Origin of the sequence: Spongiactinospora sp. TRM90649, from assembly GCF_029382225.1 — a bacterium.
In the GTDB taxonomy this organism is placed as follows: Bacteria; Actinomycetota; Actinomycetes; order Streptosporangiales; family Streptosporangiaceae; genus Spongiactinospora.
Map to the genome: position 1 here is coordinate 39,952 of NZ_JARLTC010000022.1, position 11,345 is coordinate 51,296.

The following is an 11,345-nucleotide window of genomic DNA, read 5'->3' on the forward strand; positions in this document are numbered from 1 at the left end:
TCGGAGGTCAGGCTCCGCTTCGGGCGCGTTCGGCCAGTGTGGCCAGGCGCAGGCGCAGGTCGGCGGCCTCGCGGACGAAGCCGGTGAGGCCGGCGCGCAGGCGCGGGTGGGCGGCGAGCGCGGCGATCAGGGGCGCGGCCCTGGGCAGGCCGCCCCGCGCGCGGTCCTCGGTGAGGTCGGCCACGGCGGCGTCGAGCAGGGCGCGGACGGTGCTCTCCGGGATCGAGCGCAGCCGGGCCGACGCCTCCGGGTCACGAGGGGCCAGGAAGTGCCAGAAGGCCGGGGGCGGCACGACAGGCGTGCCGCGCGCGGCCTGCCGGGCGGCGGGCGGGATCCAGCGGTCGCCGGTGCCCGCCGCGACCTGCCAGTGCGCGGTGCCGTCCAGCGGGTCGATCAGCCAGACCAGGGTGTCGCCCGCGAGCACGCCCCAGCGGTCGGCGGCGGGGAGGTCGAGCAGCCCCCACGGGGCGGTCCCCTCGCGCCCGCGCACCTCGGCCCGGCGGCCGTCCACGCCCTCGATGAGGTGGCCACCCGCCGGGTTCCTGCTGACCCGGAAACCGACCAGCGTGCCGTCCGTGCCGAGCGGGGTGCGGCGCACGCCTTCGGGCAGCGGGGCGAGCGTGCACGCCTCCACCGCCCAGGTGTGGCCCTCGGGCAGCGGGGCGCGTTCCAGGAAGCCGGGCAGCGAGGCCCGGCCGAGCGCGCCGCTCGAAGGGTCCAGCTCGCGCAGCTCAGGGCGCCATGCCTCGGGCTGGGACCAGTAGGTGACGCCGTCGCACAGCAGCCTCGGCGTGTCGGCCAGGCGCAGCTCCCCCGGGGTCAGCGCGCGCCTGCCGGTGACCCGAGCGCCCGCCGCGTCGAGGAACGCGTAGCCGTGCCCGGCCCTGGGCCGCAGCGAGCCGTCCGCCCGCGTGACCGGGCCGCTGCCGGAGCGCGCGCCGTCGTCCGCCGACCAGTAGCCGCGGGCGGTGCGGCCGTCGTCGTCCCAGACGACCAGGAACGCCCCGGCGGAGTACACGACGGTGCAGGACTCGGCGGTGCCGGGCAGCCTCGGCTCGTGCTCGGCGACCCGGCCCGACGGCCCCACCGCGATCGCGCGCCGCCGGGTGTAGAGGGTGATGACCGGCCAGCTCGTGGTGATCTCGGCGTCGGGCCCCAGCTCGTCGGCGGCGGCGTCGAGGTCGTCCCAGCCCAGCTCGTCCAGGATCCCGGCGCGGAGCGTACGGCGCAGCGGCCCGGCGAGGTCGGCGCGCTCGATGGCCTCCCCGGTTCCGGACGGCATCGCCGTCTCCCCCGGCGCTCCCCGCAGGCCGCTCTCCAGCCGGTGGACCGCCTCCCTGGCGTCGGCCAGCCCGCCCGCGGCGATCTCACCCGCCTCGGCCAGGATCCAGTCCCTGACCAGGGGCCGCAGCGCGGGCACGCCGAGCAGCGCGCCGACGCCGCGCCGGGCGGCGAAGCCTCCCACGGCGGCGCTGAGCAGCCGGGCGTATCTGGGGTCGGCGCCCACCGCCGCGAGGTCGCGCTCCCGGTGCGTGAGCCAGCGGCCCAGGTCGATGGTGTCGCCGGGGCGCGGGTCGGCCACCGGGAGCCCGGCCGCCAGGCACGCGTCGAGCAGGTCGGCGTCCAGGACGGTGGTCCAGGAGGGTCCCCCGCCGGTCAGCCGGATCGGCTCAGCGCCCGGCCGGATCCGGCCCACCAGGTCGAGCAGCGCCCGGGGCGTGCGGCCGGTGCGTCTGCCGCGTCTCAGGTGCGCGGCCATGCGGGTCAGCCAGGCGGCGGCGTCGCCCCGGGTGAGGTCGGCGATCGCGCCCGCCTCGTCCAGCAGGTCGAGCCACCAGACGTCCATGTCGGCCTCGGGGAACAGGTGCAGCAGCGCGCGGCGCAGTCCCGGTGACCGGCGGGCCAGGCGCACCAGCCGGGGGCGGTTGGCCTTCCAGAAGGCCGCGTCCGCGTGCCTGGTCGCGGGGACGCGCAGCAGCCCGGCGAGCACGCGCGTCTCCTCGTCGGTGACGTCGAGGCCGGCCGCCTTGGCCATCGTGCGGACCTGCCTGGGCAGGGCGGGCCAGGGCGGCAGCCCGCCCCTGACGTATCCGGCGGCCAGTTCCAGCAGTTCGGCGTAGGCGCGGGGAGGGTCGTGGCGCGCGGCCAGCCCGTCGGCGTAGGCGGTGACGGCCTTCGCCGAAAGCGCTCCGGCCAGGGCGAACCGCAGGTAGGCGGCGCGCCGTCCGGGTTCGTCGACCGCCAGCCCGTGCTCGTCCTCGGCCCGCCGCGCGCGCAGGAACATCGCCGAGGCCCGCTGCGGCTGCCCGGCGTCCAGGTAGTGCCGGGCCGCCCGCTCCCAGAACCCGGGCAGCTCGGCGGGAGGCAGGTCCTCCGCGATGGCGGCGATCCGCTCGACCACCCCGGTGGAACGCCCCACGGCCCGCCGCACCGCCGCCTCCAACGCCCGGCAGGCCGCCAGCGCCCCGCCGGGATCGCCGCCCGGCACCCGGGCGGGGAATGCGAGGGTGGGGAGGTGCCATCCGGCCAGCGGCGGTGAGACGCGCGGTTCGCCGAAGCCGAGGGCGGACATGAAGCAGTCGTCGCCCGGTCCCGCCGAGTCTCCCACCGGCCTGGCCACGACGCGGCCCCCGCCGAGGTGAGGGTGCGGGTAGAGCCTGGCCCTGATCGGGTCGTACGGCGGGTCAGTCGGCATCGCTCACCCGCCCCGCGTGGACGAGTTCGGCCATGCGCACTCCCTCCGACCAGGCCACCGGTCCGATGTCGGGCAGGCCGATCGGCTCCTCGGCGGCGTCGACCCAGATCAGCTCGCCCGTCCAGGTCTCGGCGTCGGGGGCGTCGGCGCCCAGCCAGAACCTGGCCTGGGCGCGGAGCCCCGCCTCGGCCACGCGGCAGGCCGCGTAGCCGCCCCGGATCTCGAAGCCGAGCCGCGCGGCGCGCTCGGTGGCGTGCCGCAACGCGGCGAAGCGGGCGTCGGCGAAGGCCCGCCACGCGGTGCCGATCGCGCCGTCCGGCTTGACGTGGACCTCGCGGGCGAGCTGCGCGACGCCCTGGGCGAGGGCGAGCTTGGCGGCGAGTTCGCGCGCCCCCGCCGGGTCGCCCAGCGCGAGCGGGTGGACGATGAGCAGTTCGTCGGCCGGGCCGACGCGCCCCGGCTCGCCGGACAGGCTCACCGTGCCGATCCGGCCGGTGCGGTCGATGCCGGTGAGCAGGCCCTGCCTGCCCCGGGCCTCGACCACCAGGCCGGTGAGGGCCTCGCGCCAGGCGGGGTCGGGCCACACCGCGCAGACGAGCCCGGCGGGCACGCGCCGCTCGCTGAGCATCCACCGCTCGGCCCGCGCCCGGCAGTCGCGGGCGTGCCGTTCCAGGTGGTCGCGAAGCGCGATCAGCTCCTCGGCGGCCCGGCTCTCCCTGGCCGCCTTGGGCACCGCGGCGAGCGGCCTGCCGTCCCCGTTGCGGCAGATCAGCCTGCCCGCCTCCAGCGCCAGCTCGTACTTCGCGGTGGCGGGGATCCACACCGGCTCCGCGCCCGCCCCTGGGACATGCGGCATGCCGCACATCCTGTCAGAGGGTCACCACCGGCCACACCCATCACGGGGACAACATTCCGGACACATCCTGGTACCCGGTTCCGGCCGGACCGCTAGCCGGGAGGACAGGTCGCCGTGTCGATCATTGGGCCGGTCAGTCGCGCTGCTTGGCGGCCTCGGCCTCGTCCATGGCGGCGGCCTCCTCGGGCGTTGGGGCGGTGCCGCCCAGGTGGCGGGGCTGCCACCAGACGCCCGGCGGGATCTCCGGGTAGGTGCGCTGGGCGCGGTCGAGCAGCCCGGACATGCGCTCGTGCAGCTCTGCGGTGCGGGCCTTCATGTCGTCGCCGCGCTTGGGGTGGATCGGCTCGCCGACCAGGATCGTGATGGGCACGTGGCGCTGCAGCAGGTTCTTGGGGTGCCCCTTGGTCCACAGCCGCTGGGTGCCCCACAGCGCCACCGGGATCAGCGGGACGCCGGTCGCGGCGGCCATCCTGATCGCGCCGTTCTTGATGTCCTTGACGGTGAACGACCGGCTGATGGTGGCCTCGGCGAAGATGCCGACGACCTCACCGGCCTTCAAGGCGCGCAGCGAGGCCGCGTAGGAGCCCGCGCCGGCCGCGCGGTCGACCGGGATGTGGTGCATGCCGCGCATCAGCGGCCCGGAGATCCGGTGGTCGAAGACCTCTTTCTTGGCCATGAACCGGACCAGCCGGCCGGAGGGACGCGCCCCCAGGCCGGCGAAGATGAAGTCGAGGTAGCTGATGTGGTTGCTCACCAGCACCGCCCCGCCCTGCCGGGGGACGCGGTCCGCGCCCTCGATGCGGATCTTCAGGTCGAGGGCGCGGAACAGGCTCATCGCCGTCCAGATGACCGGCGGGTACACGATCTCCGACATGGAGCAACCGTAACCTACGGAACCGTACCCGCGAACAGGTGGTCAGCGTGGCGTGACCTCGGTGGGCAGGGTGGCGAACCCCCGGACGTTGCCCATGTGGGAGCGGCGCGCCTCGGCCGGGTCGATCTCGTATCCGGACACGGCGGCGACGAGTTCCTCAAGGGCGATCCGGGCCTCCAGGCGGCCGAGGGCCGCGCCCATGCAGAAGTGCCGCCCGGCGCTGAAGCTGAGCAGCGCCGTGGTGTCGCGGCGCAGGTCGTAGCGGTCGGGGTCGGCGAACACCCGGGGGTCGCGGTTGGCCGCGCCGATGATCAGCCACATCCGCGAGCCGGCGGGGACGCGCCTGCCGTACAGGTCGGTGTCGCGGGTGAGCAGACGCGCGGCGCCGATGGCGGGCGGGTCGTAGCGGAGGGTCTCCTCGATCCAGGCGGGGATCTCGCCGCCGAAGGCGGCCTCGCGCTGCTCCGGATGCCGCCACGCCCAGTACCAGGCGTGGCCCAGCAGGTTCGTGGTGGTCTCGCTGCCCGCCGCCAGCAGCACGAACAGGATCGGCACGATCTCCTCGTCGCGGAGTTCCTCGGCGAGCACGGAGACCAGGTCGTCGGCGGGCCGGGCGCGGCGGGCGGCGATCAGGCCGCCGTAGTAGGCGAGCAGGTCGGCGCCCGCCTGGGCGCCCTCCGGCGTCACCTCCTGGTTCTGGTCCTCGCGGTGCAGCGACAGGGCGGCCAGCCGCCGGACCTCGTCGCGGTCGGTCTCGGGGACCCCGACCAGTTCGGAGACCACGTCCAGGGGCAGCCGCACGGCGAAGTCCTCGATGAAGTCGAACGCGCCGCGCTGCAGCGCCTCGTCGAGGTGACGGCGGGCGATCTCGCGGATGCGCGGCTCCAGCCCGGCGACGCGGCGGGCGGTGAACCCCCTGGACACCTGCGACCGCAGCGCGGTGTGGCGTGGCGGGTCCATGGCCACGAACGACAGCGCGGCCGAGGCGTCAGGTCCCCACGGCGGCCGGTCCAGCAGGGGGCCGTGCGAACTGGAGTAGAGCGCGTGGTCAGAAAGCGCGGCGGAGACGTCGGCGTGTCTGCTCAACGCCCAGAAGTCGTCCTCTTCGCTGTGATACAGGGGTGCTTCTTCCAGCAACCTCGCATAGGCCGGGAATGGATCTTCATGGATCGCGTAATCGAACGGGCTGTACTTGACCCCCATGGGCGGTGCTCCCTCGCGATGGCACACTGGCCCAGGCAGCCTACTTTGCTTTCCGAGGCGCGCGATGGCGGTAAGAGTAGGTGACCAGATCGGGTCACGATCTGTCAGTGTCCCCGAAAAGCCTCCTCCAGCCACCATGCGGGCTTCTCAGGCGACACTTTCGCGTCGATCAGCAGCGGCCGGTCGCGGGGGCCGTTCAGCCACGCCGCGACCTGGGCGAGGTCGCCCGGCTCGCGCACGGTCACGCCAGCGCAGCCGTGGCCGCGCGCGATGGCCGCCAGGTCGGCGGGAGGGAAGGTGACGGTGCCGAGCGGGTGCCCGCCGGGACCGAAATGGTGCACCTCGGCGCCGTACGCCTCGTCGTCATAGACCACGATCACCATCGGCAGGCCGAGACGCACCACGGTTTCCAGTTCGGCGGCGCCCATCAGCGCGCCGCCGTCGCCGAGCGCGGCGACCGGCAGGCGATTCGGCTGGGCGAGGGCCGCGCCAATCGCGGTGGAAAGTCCGAGTCCGATGGACTGGAATGCCTGGGTGAAACAGAAGCCTTTTTCATCCGGAACAGAAAGATACATCGCCGGATATCCCATGAAATTACCGGAATCCACCGCAATCACGCGTTCAGCTGGTAGAAGGTCGTCCAGTTCCACCGTCAAGGTCCGCGGATCGATCCGCCCGTCGCCCCCCAGGTCCTCGTACGGCACGTCCCGCCACCGGACCTCCGCCGCGATCCGCCGGGCCAGCTCCGGCGACCGATACCCGGCGCCCTCCCCTGCCGGGTCCTCCGGGAGGGCCTCCGCCACGAGCAGCGCCGTCTCCCGGCAGTCGCCCACCACTCCCAGGTGCACCGGCCGGTGCCGCCCGATCGCCGCCTCCTCCAGGTCCACCTGGACCACCGTGGTCCGCGGGCCGATCAGCGCGCCGTGGCGCATCGTCCACATGTTGAGCGCGCAGCCCCAGCCCACCAGCAGGTCGGCCGCGCCGATCAGCTCGGCGGCCAGCGGCGAGGAGAAGCCGCCGCTGACGTCGAGGCTCCACGGGTCGCCGTGGAACAGGCCCTTGGCCACCGCCGAGGTCGCCAGCAGCGCCCCGGTTCGCCCGGCGAGGGCGCGCAGCGCCTCACGCGCGTGCCGGGCGCCCCTGCCCGCCACGAACACCGGACGGGCGGCGGCGGCCAGCGCCTCCGCCAGCGAGGCGACCCCGGCGGGCGACGGCGCGGCCCCCGAGGGGAACACCGCGCCACGCGAGGGCAGGGCGACGTGCCGCACGGGCTGGGACTGCACGTCGAGCGGCAGGTTGAGCAGCACCGTCCGGCGCTCTCCCAGCGCGATCCGCACGGCCCGCGCGGTGTCCGCCATGGCCGTCTCTACGGAGCGGACCCGCAGCGGGATCGCGCCGACCGCCGCGACCATCGCCGCCTGGTCGATGTGGAAGTTCGACCCGGGCTCGGTGGCCTCCCCCGCCAGCACCAGCAGCGGCGTGCGGCTCTTCGCCGCCTCGGCGATGCCGGTCATCGCGTTGGTCAGGCCCGGTCCCTGGTGAACGCTGAGCACGCCGAGGCCGCCGGCGGTGCGGGCGTAGGCGTCGGCCATGGTCGCGGCTCCGCCCTCGTGCCGGGCCGCGACGAACCTGGCCCCGGCGGCGACCATCGCGTTGGTCACGTGGAAGTTGCCGCTGCCGACCACCCCGAACACGGTGTCGGCGCCCAGCTCCGCCAGGGCGCGCCCGACGGCCTCGGCGACGATCACCGTCCGGCCCCGGACTCCACCAGCGCCAGCACCCGGACGGGGCTGCCGGAGCCGCCGACGATGGGCAGCGGCGGGGCCACGATCACCGAGCCGGTCACCGGTAGGCGGTCCAGGTTGCGGAGCTGGGTCAGGCCGTACTTGCCCGCGCCGAGCAGGAAGGAGTGGCAGGGGAACGCCGGGTCGAAGGAGTGGGCCGCGCCCGCGTCGGTGCCGACCGTCTCCACCCCGAGGCCCCCGATCGGCGACCGCTCGGCCAGCCACCTGGCGCACTCGGCGGAGATGCCGGGCGTGTGCGGGCCGTTCTCGTCGGCGTTGAGGAAGCGGGCCTGGTCGCCCGACCGGACGTCCCAGCCGGTGCGGTAGAGCAGCCAGCCGGCCTCGGGCAGCGGGCCGTGCTCCTGCTCCCAGTTCGTGACGTGCTCGATCTGGAGCAGGAAGTCGGGGTCGGCGGCGGCCTCGGCGGAGAAGTCGAGCACCACGGCGGGGGCGATCAGCCGCGTCACCGGCACCTGGGAGACGTCCTCGCCGTCCTTCCCGGTGACCCAGTGGATCGGGGCGTCGAAGTGCGTTCCGGTGTGCTCACCGGTGTGGATGTCGTTCCAGTACCAGGCGGGGCCACGGTCGTCGTAGCGGCTGATCTCGGAGAGACTGAACGGGATCGTGTTGCCGAACGGCTCGGGTAGCTGAAGGACCGGCGTCTCCGGCGACAGCGGCGCGGTCAGGTCGATCACCTCGACCGTTCCCCCGCCGATCGCCTCCAGCAGGCTCCTCAAAACCGACATCGCCGCCTCCTTGCGCGAAACCTTTCTATATGGACATCGTTCCACGGTTGCGGCGCCACGCCAGCGGGCAGAGGGTGCACCGGGATCCCTGACGATGCTGGGGAGAGGAGACCCGGGTGAAGAAGCTCATCAACGACGCCGGCGCCGTGGTGACCGACGCGCTGGCCGGGCTCGCCGCGGCGCACCCCGGCCTGCGCGTGGACGTGGAGAACCGCGTCGTCTACCGGGCGTCGGGCCCCCGTCAGGGGAAGGTCGGCCTCGTCTCCGGCGGCGGCTCCGGGCACGAGCCGCTGCACGCCGGTTTCGTCGGGTACGGCATGCTCGACGCCGCCTGCCCCGGCGAGATCTTCACCTCCCCCGTGCCCGACCAGATCGCCGAGGCGAGCACCGCAATCCACGGCGGCGCCGGGGTGCTGCACGTCGTGAAGAACTACACCGGCGACGTGCTCAACTTCGAGATGGCCGCCGACCTGTGCGCCGACGACGGCGTGGAGGTCGCCCGCGTCCTGGTGGACGACGACGTGGCGGTGAGCGACTCCCTATATACGGCGGGCCGCAGGGGAACCGGCGCGACGCTGTTCGTCGAGAAGATCGCCGGGGCGCTGGCCGAGACCGGTGCGCCGCTCGCCGAGGTGGCGGCGGCCGGCCGCGAGGTCAACGCCCGCAGCCGGTCCTTCGGCGTGGCGCTGTCGCCGTGCACCACCCCGTCGGCGGGCAAGCCGACCTTCGAGCTGGGCCCGGGCGAGGTGGAGCTGGGCATCGGCATCCACGGCGAACCGGGCCGCACCCGCGCCCCCGCCGGGACCGCCCGCGAGCTGACCCGCGTCGCGATGGACGCCATCGCCGCCGACCTGCCGCTGTCCGGCGAGACCCTGGTGCTGGTCAACGGCATGGGCGGCACCCCGCTGATCGAGCTCTACATCGTCTACGCCGAGGTCGACGCCTATCTGCGCGAGCACGGCGCGCCCCCCGCGCGGCGGCTGGTCGGCGACTACGTCACCAGCCTGGACATGCAGGGCTTCTCTGTCACCGTGTGCGCGCTGACCGACGACCTGGTCCGCCTGTGGGACGCCCCCGTGGAAACGCCCGCGCTGCGCTGGGGCCGCTGAGGGAGGCAGCATGGACACCGCTTTCTTCACCGACTGGATCGACGAGATCGCCCGGCTCGTCACCGCCGAGCGCGACCACCTCACCGAGCTGGACGCCGCCATCGGCGACGCCGACCACGGCGCCAACCTGGACCGGGGGTTCACCGCCGCCCGCGCCACCCTTTCCGCGCGCCCGCCAGGCACGCCCGGCGACGCCCTGGTGCTGCTCGGCGGCGCGCTGATCCGCAAGGTCGGCGGCGCCTCCGGCCCCCTGTACGGCACGCTGTTCCGGCAGGCCGGAAAGGCGCTCGGCGACGCGCCCCGGGTGACGCCCGCCGACCTGGCCGGCGCGCTGGAGGCCGGGCTGCGCGCGGTGCGCGAACTCGGCCACGCCGAGGACGGCGACAAGACCATGGTGGACGCGCTGGCCCCCGCCGTACGAGCGCTGCGCGAGGCCGTCGGCAACGGCGAAGGCGAGCGTGCCGCGTTCGAGGCCGCCTCCCGCGCGGCGCAGGAGGGGGCCAGTGCCACCATCCCGCTGCGCGCCCGCAAGGGCAGGGCCAGCTACCTCGGGGAACGCAGCGTCGGGCACATCGATCCCGGCGCGGTCTCCAGCTCCCTGATCATGCAGGCGCTGCGCGTCACCGCGGACAACCCCTGATGCGGCGGGCGGCCGTCGGCGTCGTGCTCGTCTCGCACAGCGCGGGGCTGGCCGCCGAGACCGCGCTGCTCGCCGCCGGGATCTGCGGCGGCACCGCTCCGATCGCCGCCGCGGGCGGCGACGGCGAGGGCGGCCTCGGCACCAGCGCCGACCTGATCTCCGCCGCCATCGGGGAGGCCGACCGGGGCGGCGGCGTGGTGCTCATCGCGGACCTGGGCAGTTCGGTGCTCACCGCGCGCCTGCTTCAGGAGCCGGGATCGGTGGTGGTCGCCGACGCGCCGTTCGTGGAGGGCGCGATCGCGGCGGCCGTCACGGCGGGAGGCGGCGCGACGCTCCCGGAGGTCGTCGCCGCCGCCGAGGAGGCCCGGGGCTTCCGCAAACTCTGACCCCGCCCACCCGTGCCGCCTTGTGCCACCCGTGCAGGCTTCGTGCGGCGACGCACCCGTTTTAGTTCCCCATCGAACATCATCGGTATCGCGACGAACAAACCCGCCATCCCTGGCGTCGAATCATATAGAGCGGCAGGGGGAGAAAGTGGCCTATAGGGCAGCGGTTCCGGACGGCTCAGGGTGGGCCGTACGGGAAGGGGACGTAACAGGAACGACGGCGGCGCTCGCGCCGCGCGCGGGGGACGACACGGGGGAAAGGGGCGACATCGTGGCTATCACCGGCCCGACCGGCACCCTGATCACGTGGTCCCGCGCGGGCGTGCGCACCACGCCGCCGGAGCTTCCCGGCACGTCCCCGACACGGCCCGGCCCGGCCGGAACCGTTTTCCCTCCCAGGGGGCGTGATCTTCCGCCCTCGCCGCCGGGGGCGAGGCGCGGACCGACCGCGCCGCCGCCCTGACGGGGCGCGGCGACACCGCCGCGTAGGTTCCTCACCTCGACCGGTGGCCCTCTGATCAGGGGCCCCCGGTGATGGCAGGCGTCCACCGGGGCCTGCGCAGCCTCGACGTCCGCACTGCCGGCATGTCGAAAATCACCAACCGACAAGGGAGAGCACGTGATGATCACGGGGGAGACCACGACCATGACGCGGTCCGTCGAGGGCCGGTCGTTAGTGGCGGGTTTCGCGCAGGCGTCCGGGCCGGGGGCGGCCCGTGCGACCTGCGGGAAGTCGCCGAGGGGGACGGAGGCCGGAGGTGCCAGCACCGTCTGGGGGACGATCGTCGTCGGTCGTCCGCCGGGCTCGACGAGCTGGACGATCCGCTCCGCCGCCGAAGGTCCCGGCCGGAGGACCCGCATCACCCGCCGGGCGCCGAGGATCGGCGTGACCTGCTCGGGAACCAGGATCACCCGCCGCCACGGCGACCACGACTGGCAGACCGGGGCGATCGGCCGCCGGGATGTCCGGGGGTGAACGAGAAGGGGCGGGGCCCCGGGCCCGGCCCCCCCCCCCCCCCCCGGGCGGGGGGGGGGGGGGGGGGGGGGGGGGG

10 protein-coding genes are annotated in these 11,345 nt (G+C 74.8%); 4 read left to right on the forward strand and 6 right to left on the reverse strand.

What is annotated here, in order from left to right:
- Nucleotides 1-7: 7 nt before the first annotated feature.
- The 6 genes from P3X83_RS25030 to P3X83_RS25055 form a co-directional block, all read right to left on the reverse strand.
- A complete protein-coding gene (locus tag P3X83_RS25030; protein ID WP_277307643.1) occupies nucleotides 8-2,695 on the reverse strand; it encodes a hypothetical protein in 2,688 nt (895 codons plus the stop codon).
- Nucleotides 2,685-3,551, reverse strand: coding sequence for a DUF4132 domain-containing protein (locus P3X83_RS25035; protein ID WP_277307644.1), 867 nt, complete (start codon nucleotides 3,549-3,551; stop codon nucleotides 2,685-2,687). The genes P3X83_RS25030 and P3X83_RS25035 overlap by 11 nt, the downstream gene beginning before the upstream one ends.
- Before the next feature lie 133 nt (nucleotides 3,552-3,684).
- Nucleotides 3,685-4,425, reverse strand: coding sequence for a lysophospholipid acyltransferase family protein (locus tag P3X83_RS25040; RefSeq protein ID WP_277307645.1), 741 nt, complete (start codon nucleotides 4,423-4,425; stop codon nucleotides 3,685-3,687).
- A 42-nt stretch (nucleotides 4,426-4,467) separates the two neighbouring features.
- On the reverse strand, nucleotides 4,468-5,511 hold the full coding sequence (locus P3X83_RS25045) for a cytochrome P450 (RefSeq protein WP_277307646.1): 1,044 nt from the start codon (nucleotides 5,509-5,511) through the stop codon (nucleotides 4,468-4,470).
- A 221-nt stretch (nucleotides 5,512-5,732) separates the two neighbouring features.
- A complete protein-coding gene (locus P3X83_RS25050) occupies nucleotides 5,733-7,376 on the reverse strand; it encodes a thiamine pyrophosphate-binding protein (RefSeq protein ID WP_277307647.1) in 1,644 nt (547 codons plus the stop codon).
- Complete coding sequence (locus tag P3X83_RS25055; RefSeq protein ID WP_277307648.1) at nucleotides 7,373-8,158, reverse strand: cyclase family protein; 786 nt, start codon at nucleotides 8,156-8,158, stop codon at nucleotides 7,373-7,375. The genes P3X83_RS25050 and P3X83_RS25055 overlap by 4 nt, the downstream gene beginning before the upstream one ends.
- Before the next feature lie 116 nt (nucleotides 8,159-8,274).
- On the opposite strand from P3X83_RS25055, the gene dhaK reads away from it, so the two are divergent.
- The 4 genes from dhaK to P3X83_RS25075 all read left to right on the forward strand — a co-directional run bounded on the left by dhaK (nucleotide 8,275) and on the right by P3X83_RS25075 (nucleotide 11,269).
- Entirely contained in the window at nucleotides 8,275-9,267 is a 993-nt protein-coding gene (dhaK, locus tag P3X83_RS25060; protein WP_277307649.1) for a dihydroxyacetone kinase subunit DhaK, read from the forward strand.
- A 10-nt stretch (nucleotides 9,268-9,277) separates the two neighbouring features.
- A complete protein-coding gene (gene dhaL / locus P3X83_RS25065) occupies nucleotides 9,278-9,907 on the forward strand; it encodes a dihydroxyacetone kinase subunit DhaL (RefSeq protein WP_277307650.1) in 630 nt (209 codons plus the stop codon).
- A complete protein-coding gene (locus P3X83_RS25070) occupies nucleotides 9,907-10,293 on the forward strand; it encodes a phosphoenolpyruvate--protein phosphotransferase (protein WP_277307651.1) in 387 nt (128 codons plus the stop codon). The genes dhaL and P3X83_RS25070 overlap by 1 nt, the downstream gene beginning before the upstream one ends.
- A gap of 622 nt (nucleotides 10,294-10,915) precedes the next feature.
- A complete protein-coding gene (locus tag P3X83_RS25075; RefSeq protein WP_277307652.1) occupies nucleotides 10,916-11,269 on the forward strand; it encodes a hypothetical protein in 354 nt (117 codons plus the stop codon).
- The last annotated feature ends 76 nt before the right edge of the window (nucleotides 11,270-11,345 follow it).